Source organism: Duncaniella muris, assembly GCF_003024805.1.
Lineage (GTDB): Bacteria > Bacteroidota > Bacteroidia > Bacteroidales > Muribaculaceae > Duncaniella > Duncaniella muris.
The window spans coordinates 35,422-50,767 of record NZ_PUEC01000014.1 but is presented as its reverse complement, the minus strand read 5'-3'; the positions used below and the strand labels follow the sequence as shown (position 1 = coordinate 50,767).

Sequence of the window (15,346 nt, the reverse complement as noted above, 5' to 3'; positions counted from 1 at the left end):
AAAACGTAAAAAAGCGACACAGTTTTCAGCCTTGATCCGGCAAATGAAAACTGTGTCGCTTCTATTTCTACTACCTGTGTGCCGCCTTTACAGCACATTGGCAAATATCGTCACTTGAAATTATAGGTGATGGTGCCGGTCTGTGATACCGGAGCATCATTATCGACCGAGAACTGCGACATTTTCGCAGCATTTATGCAGCTCTGACGAGTCGACTGGCTTGCTGCCGCTGCTCCTGTACCTGACGAATATGACGCCGAGGTCACCTTGCCCTGACGGTTGACAGTCACACGGACAGTTATAGTGCCGAGCGGTCCGGCCGGAGGTGTGTGCCAGTCGGCCAGCGAACGACCTTTCAGATTGAAACCGGGGCTTCCGCTCACGGCTCCTACCGTTGCATTACCGTCAGCACTTCCTGCCTTTCCTGATCCATTGCCGCCGGTGCTCTTCTGGCCGAACTGCACCTTGCTGGCTATAGCCTGACGGGCTTCCTGCTCACGCTTGGCCCGTTCGGCAGCCTCGATCTCGGCCTTAGTCGGACCGGTCTTCTCCGGAGCCGGCTTCTTCTCGACCTTGGCCGGCGACGGACGCTCGCTGCTCACCACCGGGGCCGGCTGGGCCGGTTCGCCAGAATTGACAAGCGCCTCTGCCTCCGGGGCAGGAGCTTCCTGAGCCTCTGCCTCAGCCGGGGCGGGTTCATTTGTGCTGGCAGCTATCTCCTGACGGTCGCCTACCATCACATACTCTCCGCCAAACAGCACCTCGGAAGAATCAACCGGAGGCCACACGCGCTCGTTTGACTCGGATCCGGAATAGCGGAGACAGAGTGTGAGCAACACAACCGCCACCGCGGCATGAAACAGCACCGTGGCAAGGAGAGCTATCAGCTGATTTCGGCGTGAACGCCCTGAATCGTCAGTGGACATCTGTGTTTATTGATTGTAGGGATTGAGTGTGGAGACTATTTGGAATATTGATCACCTGGCCTGCTGCGCCGACGGGCGGGCCGATGCAGGGGCGGGCTTGGTGGCAAGCACCATTTTCAGATTGTTCTGCGCACCGAGATCAAGCACCCTGACAAGCGCGCCATAGGTGACCTCCTCATCGGCATAGACCGCTATGTAGTTGTCACCACCGTCAGCGGCATTGGCTGACATGGACTGGAGAAAGCCGAGAAGCGTGTTCTCATCCATCGCCACCGGCTCAGACTGGTCGGCCGTGGCATAGATGACTCCCTCCTTGTCTATATAGACGCGAGTGGAGGGTTTCAGTGCCGTCTGCTTGGAACTTTCAGGTAGATTGACCTCAAGAGCGGTCGGGAACACGAATGTGGAAGTCACCATAAAGAAGATGAGCAGCAGGAAGATAACGTCGGTCATCGACGCCATCGAGAAAGCCGCCATCATGGTGTTTTGACGTTTAAGAGCCATAAGCTTAAAGTTTTTTATGCGGGCTCGTTGAGAAGGTCCATGAACTCCATAGTGCGGGCCTCAAGGGCATTCATCACCTTGTTGATACGCGCCACCAGATAGTTGTAGGCAAACAGCGCTATAATACCCACTATCAGACCGGCCACCGTGGTCACGAGAGCGGCGTAGATACCGTCGGCGAGCACAGCGATGTTGGCGCTGCTCCCGGCCGAAGCGAGATTATAGAATGCGTTGACCATGCCGATCACCGTCCCGAGGAAGCCGATCATCGGACCTCCGGCAGCCGTTGTGGCAAGCCAGGCCAGACCTTTTTCCAAGGCTGCGATCTCGATATTGCCCGTGTTCTCTATGGTAACGAGCACGTCGTTCATCGGGCGGCCTATGCGGCTGATACCTTTGCCGATCAGACGTGCATAAGGAGTATCGGTCTTCTGGCAGAGACGGCGGGCGCTCTCAATCTCTCCCTCATGGATGTATTCACGGATGCGCTCCATGAACGAGCGGTCTTCTTTCTGCGCACGTCTGATCACGAGACAACGCTCGATGAAGATATAGACACACACAATCGAAAGCACGGCAAGCGGAATCATGATCCAGCCGCCACGCATGGTCAGATCCCACACGGAGAGTTCCTGTACCATATCTGCAGCCTGGGCCTGTGCCGCTTCATTATAACTCATGGCAGCAGTGGCTACCGTATCTACGAATTCTTGTTGAAACATATTGGGAGATGATTGTTTGAGGATTTTAACTTTTAAAATGTGGGGACAGGCCAAAACTGTGACAGTCCGCGTCAGCCTTTCAGGCAGTCCTTGTAGCGGCGTATTGTCTCTTCAAGTCCAAGATAGAGAGCGTCGCAGATCAGGGCATGGCCTATCGAGACCTCGCTCAGCCGCGGGATGTGACGATGGAAAAACTCAAGATTCACAAGGCTCAGGTCATGGCCGGCATTGACACCGAGTCCGGCTGAAAACGCAGCCTGGGCGGCCTCGACAAAAGGAGCCACCGCAGCCTCCGGATCTTTCGGATAGAGATCGGCATAAGGCTTGGTGTAGAGCTCCACACGGTCAGCGCCTGTGCGGGCTGCAAGCTGGATGTTGTCAGTTTCGGTACCCACGAAAATCGACGAGCGGATTCCGGCCTCGCGCAGACGGTCGACCACCGATGTCAGAAAGTCCATATTGGCGCCTACGTTCCATCCGGCGCTTGACGTGAGAGCGTCAGGAGCGTCAGGCACCAGTGTCACCTGCTCCGGCTTCACTTTCAGCACCAGATCAATGAATTCCGGCGAAGGATAGCCCTCGATGTTGAACTCAGTCTTCACCAGCGGGCGCAGACGGTAGACATCTTCACGACGTATGTGGCGCTCGTCAGGGCGCGGATGCACAGTAATACCGTCGGCGCCGAAAGCTTCACAGTCGGCGGCCACTTTCAGCAGATCGGGCACATTCTCTCCGCGCGCATTGCGCAAAGTGGCGATCTTGTTGATATTTACACTGAGATTTGTCATTTTTTAATAGCTCTGTAATCTTTTTGTCGGTCCGGGCAGTTCATTATATAGATGATTATTTGTAATTTTGTGGCTCATTCCGACCGATTTTGCCCGCAAAATTAGTCAGAAAAACTAAAAAATAGAAATATTTTGCTCCGAAAAGACAGCACATCCGTCCAAAACCTCGCCTTTGCAGCAGGCGCAGAGGCCACTCTTGAGCGGCTTTTCCCGAAAATGGAAGAGAGCAGCACTTTGGTGCTCACCTGCCGCCGCGGTGACTACAGCGCATCGAGAATAGCCCGTGCGGTCGAGGATGCCGACGCACATCTGCTTAATCTCAACGTCACTGCCGACAGCGAGCGCAGCGACAGCCGCATAGTGGCCGAGCTCCGCATCAGCCACCGCGATCCTGAGGCCGCCGCACGGTCGCTCGAACGCTATGGTTTTGAAATCATAGGCCTTGAAGGCTCGGCCTATGCCGACGACGACTCGCTTATGCGCAGCCGCTATGACGAGCTGATGCGCTATCTCCAGATCTGACATTCAACCATCATTCCCCATCCACACTTCAAGCCTATGAAAGTCGCCGTTTTCGGCAAACGCCGCCAAAGTTCCGAAGATATCCCCCACATCCTCGCTCTGCTGAAAGCTCTCGAAGATGAAAACGCCTTCATCTGCATCGACCGCCATTTCTTCGAAGCCATGTCGCGGGCAACCGGCAACCCGCTTCCGGCCGACGATGTCTTTGAAAATGACGATTTCTCTGCCGACTTCTGTCTGAGCATCGGAGGCGACGGCACTTTTCTGCGCACCGCCCGTCGTGTGGCCACCAAAGAAATACCGATACTCGGTTTCAACACCGGCCATCTCGGTTTCCTTGCCGAGCACTCTATTTCCGAAGGTCCCGAAATGGTCCGCAGACTCGCCGCCGGCGAGTACACCGTCGAATCACGCTCTCTGCTTGAAGGCAAAGGCATAGGCGAAGGCATGAAAGCCGGAGTCTCAGGCTGGGGGTTCGCACTCAACGAGATAGCCATCCTGCGCCAGGACACAGCCTCGATGATCACCGTCAACACCCGCCTCGACGGCATGCCTGTAGCATCTTATCAGGGTGACGGACTCATAGTTTCAACCCCTACCGGATCCACGGCCTACAACCTGTCAGTCGGAGGGCCTATCGTACAGCCCACCGCCCCCTGCTGGGTGCTCTCACCCATCGCCCCTCACTCGCTGACCATGCGCCCGCTTGTGGTGGCCGACAGCCACATTATAGATATAGAGGTGGAGTCAAGGACCGACACCTACCGCGTCACCCTCGACGGTCGGTCGCTCATCCTGCCGATCGACGTGAAACTCCGTCTGCGCCGAGCGCCATTCGTGACGAAGATCATCCACACTCCTGACCACAATTTCATTGACACCCTGCGCACCAAACTCCTCTGGGGCATTTCAAAGCGCGATTGAAATGCAGTGAAAGACCGAAAGCCAATTTTGTCCATCAAGCCCAGTAACCATGCCCGACTTGGCAACTTTCAGAATATCACACCCCACCCTCGGTGAAATCAAAGTGATCAGGCGCACCGGATCAGGCAAGCTCTCAGCACGCTGGATCAACGGCAGACTACGTGTCAACATACCGGCCTATGCCACCGAAAATGAGATAGTCAGAGCCATCGAGCAGCACAAGGCAGACTTTGAAGCGATCCGTCCCAAGCCCCGCTATGCGGTAGGACAGACAATCGACTGCCACAACTTTACCGCCACCATAGCCCGCGGGAATCCCGGACAGACAACCCCCGCCATAAACCTTGCAGCAGGTGCATCGGCATCAGATCTGCGCTTCATCATAACCCTGCCTGACGGCAGAAATCCCGAAGAGCCGGAGCTGCAGCAGGCCATCTCACGCTGCCTGCACACAGCCGCACGGCATCTCGCGCCCCACATTCTTCTGCCTGAAGCCCGTCGGCTGGCCGAGCGCTTCGGACTGAGAGTAGACAAATGGGAAATAGCCCACGGCAAATCCACGCTCGGCACCTGTTTCCCTACACAAAGGCGCATCCGCCTGTCATACCTCTGCGTCTTTCTTGATCCGGAACTCCGCAACTACATCATCTGCCACGAACTCGCCCATCTGACCGAACCGGGCCACACTCCAGCCTTCCACCGCCTCTGCGACAGTTACTGCAACGGCCGTGAAACCGTATTGCTCAGACGTTTGCGCTCGTTCAGCTGGCCTGTTGACCGCTGAAATTAAGGAAGGCCAACACAAAATCTGTTAATTTTAGTTAATAAATTGGGGGGGGTAATTTTTTTACTTATATTTGCCTCCGAATTCCGACAGTCGGTTTTCACCTCCCTTTCCGGGACATTGCATAAAGGAAATACCACCGATGCAATGATTTAAATGTAGAGAGATATTGAAATAAGGATTTTGATTTTAATTTTTTAGAAAGCACCCCGTTTTTCTGCGCCGGGGCACTGAAATCTTACGTGCACACACATTGAAAGAAACCTACAATCCTAAAAAGTGTGCCTTAAATCATCACCATCCCCCCTTATTTTATCGCTCCCCGCATCAGCCCGCGAACGAGACGGCGTCTTTCCTGACTTCCGGAACTCACCCCGTAGAACAAATTTTAGAGATTTATCATATTACTTAATTTTCAAAACAATTCGTGCATGAAGAACATTTGTTTTCAAATGACTCGGAAAGCGTGGTTAGTAGCCTTTATGGTACTCTGCGCCGCTTTCCCCGCTTTAGCGCAGACAATTACGGTCAAAGGTTCCGTAGTTGACAAAGAGGGAGAGCCTCTGATCGGCGCAAGTGTAGTGGTCAAGGGCGAAACCCTCGGAACAGCCACTGACTTTGACGGACTTTTCACCATCAGCGCCCCCTCAGACGGCACCCTCGTGGTATCTTACGTGGGCTACGAAACCCAGGAAGTCCCCGTCAACGGACGCACTGAAATCAACATCACATTAGCTGACAACTCAGTTCTCCTCGGCGAAGTCGTAGCTATCGGCTACGGTGTTGTCAAGAAAAGTGACGCCACCGGATCGGTTGCCACAATCAAACCCTCGGAAATCGAAGCCGGCCTCGCCACTTCAGCCCAAGACCTTCTGGTAGGCGCATCTCCCGGTGTGGTTGTCACCACTTCAGGCAACCCCTCCGAAGGCGGCAACATCCAGATCCGCGGCGGAGCCTCGCTCGCAGCATCAAATGCACCTCTCATTGTAATCGACGGTGTGCCTATGGACACCAAAGGCATCACCGGTTCATCCAACCCCCTCGCACTCGTATCGCCTGAAAACGTGGAGTCGATGACCATCCTCAAAGACGCATCGGCAACAGCCATCTACGGTAGCCGCGCCTCAAACGGTGTCATCATCATCACCACCAAGACCGGCTCAAAAGGCAAGCCGCAGATCAACTTCACCATGAACGGCTATGTCAACACCACACGCAAATATCTCGACATGATGAGCGCAAGCCAGTTCAGCAACTTCATAGCCGATGAGTACGGAGTAGAATCAGCTCAGTACGGACAGATCCGCGACTATGACACCGACTGGCAGAAAGCCCTCACTCGCACCACATTCTCTTCTGACTACAGCCTCAGCGTAGGCGGCACTGCCAAATGGCTCCCTTACCGTGTGGCCGTTTCCTACACCGACAACAACGGTATAGTCAAGAACACCGACATGGACCGCGTGTCAGCGTCAATCAACCTCACTCCCAAGTTCTTCAACGACCTTCTCTCTGTCAACGCCAACCTCAAAGGCGCATACATCACCAACACCTACGGCGCCAACACCCTCCGTGCGGCAGCAGCCATGAACCCCACACTGCCCATCAAGGACCCTGACGGATCTCCCCTCTTCGGCTACTGGACCTCATTTGTCAACGGCGGTGTGCTCGCAGGCCCCGATGACGCAGGCGAGACAATCAACTCCACCGATGCTCCGCTCAACCCGATAGCCGACAACCAGGGCGCCATCTCAAAAGGCAAGGCCTATCAGTCTGTCGGCAACCTCCAGCTCGACTTCAGGATGCCCTTCCTCACCGACCTCCGCGCCAACCTCAACCTCGGCTACGACTATCAGCACGGTGAAAACTACAACAACCCCTTTGTGAACACCCCTAAAGCCTGGAACGACGGCTACTCAGTGCGTGAAGACGGCTCAACACGCATAATCAAGGACGGCGGCGTTTCACGCACCTATGAATTCCAGACCCGCACCAACCTGCTTCTTGACTTCTACCTCAACTACAACCACAACTTCAAGGACATCAGCTCGACCCTCGACGTGACCGCAGGTTACTCATGGCAGAAGTTCCACAACAAATACCGCAAATACAGCCGCGTATATGAGGTTGTAGACCCTGAAAACGAAAAATACCTCGGCAACCAGGCCAACCCGACCGAAATCAGCATACACCCGCATCAGCTCGTTTCGTTCTTCGGTCGTGTCAACTTCACATTCCTCGACAAATATCTCGTGACAGCCACCGTGCGTCAGGACGGAACCTCACGCTTCTCCAAAGACCACCGCTGGGGCACCTTCCCCTCCGTGGCCCTCGGCTGGAAGATTCTTGAAGAAAGCTTCATGGAACCGGCCCGCGGCTACATGAACGAACTCAAGCTCCGCGCAGGCTACGGCGTGACCGGCCAGCAGGATCTCGGTGACGACTACTTCCCCTATCTCCCCGTCTACAACCAGTGGACCGGCAGCGGCTCAGTCTATCCCTCAATCACAGGCAACCCCGAAACAGGCTCCTATCCTCTCTATCCCTCGGCCTACAACACTGAGATCAAATGGGAAGAGACCCACACTTGGAACGCAGGCGTTGACTTCGCATTCCTCAACAACCGCATCCTCGGTAGCCTCGACTACTACAAGCGCAAGACCAAAGACCTTCTCACCAAGTCGCCCTATCCCGCCGGATCAAACATCTCCAACGCCGGCAACATGAACCTCGGCGACCTTGAGAACACCGGTATCGAATTCAACATCACAGCCCGCCCCGTGGTGACCAAGGATTTCCGCTGGACATCATCATTCAACGTGGCATGGAACAAAAACAAGATCACCCGTCTCGCCGACGGTGCCGACACCGTGGTCGATGATTCAGGCATCTCGCTCGGCAAAGGCAACAAGATCCAGAAACACCAGGTAGGCCACCCCGCGTTCAGCTTCTACGTCTACGAACAGGTCTATGACGCCGACGGCAATCCCCTTGAAGGAGTCTACGTTGACCAGAACGGCGACGGCGAAATCAACGCCTCTGACAAGATCCTCTACCACAGCAGAGACCCGAAAGTAACAATGAACTGGTCAAACACCTTCAACTACAAGAACTGGGACTTCGGCATCACTCTCCGCTCAAGCCTCGGCAACTGGGTCTACAACGACGCCCAGGCAACCACTTCCGTGAAAGAGATCAACAACACCCTGCCTCTCGCCAATCTCAACAACACCTCTTATCTGTTCGAAAAGACAACCAACGAACTCGCCTGCAGCAGCTACTTTGTGCAGAACGCATCATTCCTCCGCTGTGACAACATCACTCTCGGCTACACCTGGGACAATCTCCTCAACAACAATCTCCGCCTCCGTCTCTACGGTGCATGCCAGAACCCGTTCGTGATCACCAAATACAAAGGCCTTGACCCGGAAATCTTCTCCGGTATCGACAACAATGTCTACCCCCACCCCGTGACCTTCTCTTTTGGTATCGTGGCTTCATTCTAAACAGTTCATCACCCATATAAAGAAGAATCATCATGACATTTTCAAAATATATACTTTTCGGTGCCATCGCCCTCTCTGCGCCTGCTTTCACAGCCTGCGTCGGCGACCTTGATGTAGAACCGGAAAACCCCACAACAAAAACCGAGATCACAAGCGCCGACGATCTCTACAACGAACTTGCCGGCGTCTACGGAGGTCTGGTTTTCGAAGGCGGCATCACCGTTGACGACGGCGGCGCCGGCGTCTACACCCGCCAGCTCTGGAACCTCCAGGAACTCTGCACCGACGAAACACTCATCGGCTCGAACTGGGGCGATGCAGGTCTCAGCGAGCTCATTTACTCTACATGGTCGACTGACAACCACTGGCTCTATGAATGCTTCTCGCGTTTCAACTACCAGATCTCCATCTCCAACCAGTTCCTGCGCGACCTCAAAAAACACGCAGGCCTGCTCCCCGAATCAGGCAACCTCTCTGCCGAAGTGCTCGGAGCGGAAGCCCGCACAATCCGCGCCCTTTCATATTACCACATGATCGACATCTTCGGAAGAGGCCCCTGGTCTACTGAAAACTCACAGGTAGGCATCACTCCTCCCACCTATGACAGCAAGGAGCTTTTTGAAGCCGTGGTGGAAGATCTCAAAGATGCCATCCCAAGCCTCGTACCCGCCTCTCAGCAGATCTACGGACGCCTCTCGCGCGAAGCCGGCTATATGCTGCTCGCCAAGCTCTACCTCAACGCTGAAGTCTACACCGGCGAAGCCCGCTGGCAGGACTGCGCCAACGCCTGCAACGAGATCCGCAAGACAATCGACAATCTCGCTCCTACTTACAAATATCTCTTCTGTGCCACTAATGACAAATATGTAGGCAACGGCGAGATCATATGGGGCATTCCTCAGGATGCAACCAGCCTCACAACCTACGGCGGCACCACCTACCTCTCAGGAGGCAGCTACCGTGGCGACTCCGATCTGCTCAAGACTCTCGGCGTGTCGGTGTCAGGATGGGCCGGACCGCGTGTGCGCGAAGAACTCGCCAAGGCATTTGCCGACGGTGACGACCGCTGTCTGATGTACGAGGGCGACTACACTGCCGAAATCAAAGACCTCGGCGACCAGAATCAGGGCTACATGTGCGTCAAGTATGTCTACACCCCTGAAACCGACTACAAGAACGAAGCCCAGGATGAGCCCTACTGCAACACCGTGTTCAACCCCACCGACTATCCCCTCTTCCGTCTGGCCGACGTATATCTCATGCTTGCCGAATGCGAACTCCACAACGCCACCGGCTGCAACGGTCTTGAAATGATGAACCGCGTTCGCCGTCGCGCCAATCTGGGTGATGTCAGCTCACTCACTGCCGAAAACATCCTTAAGGAACGTATGTGTGAGCTCTACTGGGAAGGCCATCGCCGTTCCGACCTCATCCGCTTCGGCAAATTCGCCGGCTCTGACTACGTATGGTCATGGAAAGGCGGCACTCCCGACGGCTCCAACACCCAGGCCTACCGCAACCGCTATTGCATCCCCACACAGTTCATCTCAACCCTCGGACAGAACCCCGGCTACTAATCTCATAATACGATTCTATCAATGAAAAAGTTATATATTTTAGCATCACTTGCAGTAGCCGCTGCCTCCCTCACTTCTTGTGAGGCTGACAAGGAGCCGGTCTACGTAGCACCCGCCGAAAAGGTATTCAGCATATCAGCTCCGGCAGAAGACGACAACATTGTCCTCGCCCCCGGTCAGGTTGTAGAACTTACAGCCGTGGCTCCTGACTACGGAATCCCAGTTGTTACCACCTACTCTGTAGACCTCACCCTCGCCGACGAATTCATCGAAGCCAACGAGGAAACCGGCACAGAGGCCAACTACATCACACTCACCCCCAAGCAGCCCACCAAGACTGCAATCGAACTTGATGACAAGGACGTGACAACCGCCATCTGCCAGCTTCTCGGCATCAATACTTTCAATGAATTTGAAGATGCTGACGTTCAGCCGCAGAAAGTGACTGTACGCGCGAATGCCCGCATTCCATCGATCGCATCGAGCAACTGCGTGTCAAACAATGTGGTTCTCCCCTCCGTGACTCCCTACAATCCCTTCCCGCAGGTTCCCGGCTATTGCTATCTTGTAGGTACCAACACCGATTGGGCTACACCGGACAATGCCAATGCTACAACCTATGAAAAATGGAGCATCGAAGAAACCGGCGTAGGCACAAATATCTATATCGGCTCGCTCAATGTCCCTGCCGGCGAACAGTACTTCCGTTTCTACACCGAACTCACAGGCTGGGATGGTGTCTGCCTCGGCACTCCATCCGGTGGCAACGAACTGATTGAGTTTACCGATGAGGAAACCTCTCTTGAAGTTGCCTATACCCAGGGATGCTTCATGACTGACGCCGCTTGGGAAGGTGGCTATGTAACCTTTACCATCGACATTACAGACAAAGAGAACCCTAAGGTTTATGCAAAGAAAGGCGAGTATCTCAAAGAGACATATGTCTATCTGATCGGAACCCCCAGCAACTGGGCCGAACCGTCAGCCACGAATGAAAAAGCCCTTGAAGCATGGCGTCTTGTCGACAGAGGTGGCACAGGCATCTACAAAGCTACTTTCGATATCCCTGAAAGTGAGGTCTACTTCCGCATCTATCCGGGACTCACCGGCTGGGGTGCCACCCCTTATGCAGCAGCTGCCGGAAACGCCAATGTCAGCATGACTCTCGGCTCTGCCATCCAGTATGTGGAAGGCGAAGGCTGCTGGACATTCAACTGGAAAGGCGGCAAACTGACCTTTGTCCTTGACACGGTTGAGGGCACAATGACAGTCTCCGTTCCGGAAGAATAACAGAACGTTAAAAAACGGCCCCTAAGTGGCCACCGGCCACACCCACTGACAACGCACCCTTATTTCAATCTCAGCGCCACCCGGCCTGATTCCCGATTCAGGGAACAGGCCGGGTGGCCATATTTTTGAATTTTTCGGATCTTTGCCTGAAACTAACCCACAAAACATCATTCCCCAGCACCATGAAACTCAGATTCAGGACCACCGTATGCTCAATGCTCACCGCCATCGTATCCGGTCTGCCAATACAAGCCGAAGAATTCATCATCCGCACCGACCGTCCGGGAGCCGAAATACAACCGACAATGTACGGACTCTTCTTCGAAGACATCAACTATGCCGCTGACGGCGGCCTCTACGCCGAAATGGTCAAAAACCGCTCTTTCGAATTTCCTCAGAACCTTATGGGCTGGGAAAGTTTCGGAGCAGTCGCCCTGCTTGACGACGGACCCTTTGACCGCAATCCACACTACGTCAGACTTTCCGCCGCTCCTCACAAAGACAAGGCTACAGGGCTGACGCTACATTGTAAAGATTGCCAACACCTCTGACAGCCCGAAGGATATCACCCTGAATTTTCAGAAACTGAAAAAAGGCCGCTCTCTGGCCGACGGACGTATCATCACCCTCTCCGCCCCCCTCCGCTCCGACGGCACTCCGGACCTTGACTGCGACAACACTCTGGAGAATCCAGACCGCATTATCCCAGTGGAATCCATTCTTCCGGCAAGCGGAAACACCGCCACTTTAACTCTTCCGGCCAAGACATTCGCCGTCTGCCGCATCCCCATAGCCGGATAAACCCCGGCACTCAGAAATGACACCGGACCGGATTTCCATCATTGGAAATCCGGTCCGGAATTTTTAGAGGCTGTTTTATATTTTGAGGCTGTTAAAAAAGCAACCTCTTATTGATGCGTCAACAGTTTACTTCAGAGGCTTGAGCACTCCACTGTTGATTTTGAGGTTTGAGAAACGCACATTGGCAGTCTGGCCGTTGAGCATGAAAGCTCCGTCGGTCACACCTTCGAACACAGAGTTCTTGACCTCTACATTGTAGACATTGCAGATATCATCGAAACCGTCGATGCGCACACCGTATTTGCTCTTGCGGCAGTTCACGTTGTCAAGGAAGACATTGCGCACGGTCGGGTTGAAGTCACGCTGACAGATTTCGCGCTGTTCGTAGACAAGGTTGATCTTCAGCACAGCTTCCTTACACTGGCCCACTTCCACGTTGCGCACATAGATGTTCTCGATCACACCGCCGCGGCAGTTATTGGTCTTGATGCGGATCACGCGGTCAAGTTCAGGGCTATCCATCTCGCAGTCTTCCACAAAAAGGTTGCGGAAACCGCCTGAGATCTCGCTGCCAACAACCACACCGCCGTGGCCGTTTTTCATCTTGCAGTTGCGCACAATGATATTTTCTGACGGAATGTTTGCAGTACGGCCGTCGCGGTTACGCCCGCTCTTGATAGCGATGCAGTCATCGCCGGTGTCGAAATAGCAGCGTTCGATCAGCACGTTCTTGCATGACTCAGGGTCACAGCCGTCACCGTTGGGGCCATCATTCTGAATATGCACGCCACGCACCGTAAGGTTCTCACACAGCAGCGGATGGATCACCCAGAACGGAGAGCGAAGCAGAGTGACATCCTCGATCAGCACATTCTTGCACTTGACCGGATTGACGAGCTGCACACGCATGCCGTAACCGTCACCCATGCGGCGTTCCTCCACAGGCACACCCTTTTCGTTCCACTCCATGAGAAGCGGACGTCCGATGCGCTGCGAGATGATGCCTTTGCCGTCTTCCCAGCCGTAGCTCTTCGCGCCACACATGCGCCACCAGTTCTCGATCTCGGCACCGCCGTCGATTGTGCCCTTGCCTGTGATAGCAATGTTTTCCTGCTCGTAGGCATAGATCATAGGCTGATAATTGTAGCAGTCCATGCCCTCCCAGCGAGTGCGCACCAGAGGATACTCCTTCAGATCGGGAGTGAACAGCAGAGTGGCACCCTCTTCAAGATGGAGGTTGACATTGCTCTTGAGAGTGATAGGGCCTGTAAGCCAGGTTCCGGCAGGAATCACCACTCGGCCACCGCCTTCACGCGAACAGCGGTCTATCACCTTGTTAATAAGCTGAGTGTAGAGATAGCCCTGGGTCTTTGACTTCTTGCCATATTTGAAAAGAGGATAATCTTTCTCACGGAAAGTAGGAGCCTTGATCGATTTCTCTATTTCGGGATACAGTTCGGCCCATGCCTTGGCCGCTTCGTCAGGGGTCTTGCCCTTTTTCTGCGCTTCTGCAGGCATGCCGACAAATGCCAGCGCCAATGCCAGCGCCATCAAAGTTTTCTTCATGGTTATATACATTATTTGTAAATTAAAAAATTTAGCAGACTGAAATGTGATTTTCCCCGCAAAGGTACTCAGAAATGCCCACAATACAAAATCTGTGTCTTTTTTAGTCTATCTTGCAGATATTTAGAAAAAAATCCAGCTGTCAAACTCCCGGTCAAACTTGGGATATTGGTAATATTGATGTTCTGGGCATTGATTGCTGTCAATGACGAAAATGCAATTATCAGAGATGTGATATATCTGTTCATAATCTGACCGTTATTGTTATTGAGTTGTTTTCACTATGCAAATCTTGTCATCTTTGTCAGAATGGCTGATTATTGTTATCTTTGCCGAAAACAGATCTCAGTCATAAAAATTCACGAAGCATCTCCTGCTTCAAAAACACTTCCGCGGTACTTCTAAAGAATATCGCCTGCAACTGAATAAAAACATCTGACAATGAAGATGAAGCACATTATATTAATCATAACCACAGTCTTATGTTGTCTCGGCCTGTCGGCACAGACCGATTCCGTTTTCTACATTCAGGGCTCTGTAGGGCGTCTCGCCACACATCTGCAACTGCCACAGATAGAGACAGCCCAAAAATTGCCGATAGTCATACTTTGTCATGGTTTTATGGGCTGCATGGACGGAGAATTGTTTGATGACATCTCATCCGACCTTGTGGCAAAAGGCATCGGGGTAGTCAGATTTGATTTCAACGGCCACGGCAAAAGCGACGGCGAATTCCGGAATATGACCGTGCCAAATGAAATCGAAGACGCAAAAACGGTGATAAAATGGGTCCGGACTCAGAATTTTGCAAAAAACATCTCATTGCTCGGACACTCTCAAGGCGGAGTAGTGGCGGCAATGACCGCCGGAGAACTTGGCGACATAGAAATCAGGTCACTTGTGCTGATGGCCCCTGCTGCCGTATTGCGCGATGACGCACTGCGCGGAAACACTATGGGAGCCATATATGATCCGTGGAATGTTCCGGAATACATAACAATGCCAAATGGACTGAAACTTGGCCGCGACTACATTGTAGCCGCCCGCGAACTACCCATTTATGAGATTGCAAGCCGCTACACCGGCCCTACGTTCATCATACACGGTAAAGCCGACCGGATAGTGCCATACACATATGGAGAGCGATTCCGTCACGACCTTGAAAACGCCTCTATCCGGCTCATTGACGGCGAAGACCACAGCTTTACAGGCAACACAGCCCAAGCAGCCTCACTTGCATCTGATTGGCTTTACTCCGAGATATGTCTTGACCCGAACCGGCAGTGATCTACTCGTGAGTATTAGAGGTTGTTTAATAACAAATGTGAAGCCGGAGTGGATGTATTTTTGAGCTAACCTATTCATAATCTGATGGAACCATACTGTAGCATGGTGACTGAAGATTAGGAACAGGGGAGCCAATAGGACCAGTCTAC

Annotated in this window: 12 protein-coding genes and 1 pseudogene; 8 read left to right on the top strand and 5 right to left on the bottom strand. The window is 53.4% G+C overall.

Annotated features, from left to right (window positions below):
• Positions 1-110 precede the first annotated feature (110 nt).
• From C5O23_RS07275 to C5O23_RS07260, 4 genes are all read right to left on the bottom strand, one after another.
• Positions 111-926: a cell envelope integrity protein TolA gene (locus C5O23_RS07275; protein ID WP_107032283.1), complete on the bottom strand. Its 816-nt coding sequence runs from the start codon at positions 924-926 to the stop codon at positions 111-113.
• A gap of 51 nt (positions 927-977) precedes the next feature.
• Positions 978-1,430, bottom strand: a complete 453-nt coding sequence (locus C5O23_RS07270) for an ExbD/TolR family protein (RefSeq protein WP_107032282.1) — start codon at positions 1,428-1,430, stop codon at positions 978-980.
• 14 nt (positions 1,431-1,444) lie between these two features.
• A complete protein-coding gene (locus C5O23_RS07265; protein ID WP_240597731.1) occupies positions 1,445-2,110 on the bottom strand; it encodes a MotA/TolQ/ExbB proton channel family protein in 666 nt (221 codons plus the stop codon).
• A 113-nt stretch (positions 2,111-2,223) separates the two neighbouring features.
• Positions 2,224-2,940 (bottom strand): pyridoxine 5'-phosphate synthase, encoded by a 717-nt coding sequence (locus C5O23_RS07260; protein ID WP_107032280.1) that lies wholly within the window; start codon positions 2,938-2,940, stop codon positions 2,224-2,226.
• 132 nt (positions 2,941-3,072) lie between these two features.
• Here C5O23_RS07260 and C5O23_RS07255 point away from each other — a divergent pair, with 132 nt between their 5' ends.
• From C5O23_RS07255 to C5O23_RS07225, 7 genes and pseudogenes are all read left to right on the top strand, one after another.
• Positions 3,073-3,462 carry a hypothetical protein gene (locus tag C5O23_RS07255; protein WP_107032279.1) on the top strand — a complete coding sequence of 130 codons (390 nt, stop codon included), beginning with the start codon at positions 3,073-3,075 and terminating at the stop codon, positions 3,460-3,462.
• A gap of 36 nt (positions 3,463-3,498) precedes the next feature.
• Positions 3,499-4,386 (top strand): NAD kinase, encoded by an 888-nt coding sequence (locus C5O23_RS07250; protein WP_107032278.1) that lies wholly within the window; start codon positions 3,499-3,501, stop codon positions 4,384-4,386.
• Between the two features lie 58 nt (positions 4,387-4,444).
• Positions 4,445-5,170, top strand: coding sequence for a YgjP-like metallopeptidase domain-containing protein (locus tag C5O23_RS07245; protein WP_161553570.1), 726 nt, complete (start codon positions 4,445-4,447; stop codon positions 5,168-5,170).
• Positions 5,171-5,622: 452 nt separating this feature from the next.
• Complete coding sequence (locus C5O23_RS07240; protein ID WP_240597729.1) at positions 5,623-8,676, top strand: SusC/RagA family TonB-linked outer membrane protein; 3,054 nt, start codon at positions 5,623-5,625, stop codon at positions 8,674-8,676.
• A 32-nt stretch (positions 8,677-8,708) separates the two neighbouring features.
• Positions 8,709-10,253, top strand: coding sequence for a RagB/SusD family nutrient uptake outer membrane protein (locus tag C5O23_RS07235; RefSeq protein ID WP_107032275.1), 1,545 nt, complete (start codon positions 8,709-8,711; stop codon positions 10,251-10,253).
• A 21-nt stretch (positions 10,254-10,274) separates the two neighbouring features.
• Positions 10,275-11,543: a SusE domain-containing protein gene (locus C5O23_RS07230; protein WP_107032274.1), complete on the top strand. Its 1,269-nt coding sequence runs from the start codon at positions 10,275-10,277 to the stop codon at positions 11,541-11,543.
• A gap of 215 nt (positions 11,544-11,758) precedes the next feature.
• Positions 11,759-12,061 (top strand): annotated as a pseudogene (locus tag C5O23_RS07225) (alpha-L-arabinofuranosidase C-terminal domain-containing protein); the annotation flags it as partial.
• Between the two features lie 409 nt (positions 12,062-12,470).
• Here the strand turns inward: C5O23_RS07225 and C5O23_RS07220 are convergent.
• The gene (locus tag C5O23_RS07220; RefSeq protein WP_107032317.1) at positions 12,471-13,910 is read right to left on the bottom strand and encodes a glycoside hydrolase family 28 protein; all 1,440 of its coding nucleotides are present in this window, start codon (positions 13,908-13,910) and stop codon (positions 12,471-12,473) included.
• 441 nt (positions 13,911-14,351) lie between these two features.
• On the opposite strand from C5O23_RS07220, the gene C5O23_RS07215 reads away from it, so the two are divergent.
• On the top strand, positions 14,352-15,197 hold the full coding sequence (locus C5O23_RS07215) for an alpha/beta hydrolase (RefSeq protein ID WP_107032273.1): 846 nt from the start codon (positions 14,352-14,354) through the stop codon (positions 15,195-15,197).
• Positions 15,198-15,346 lie beyond the last annotated feature (149 nt).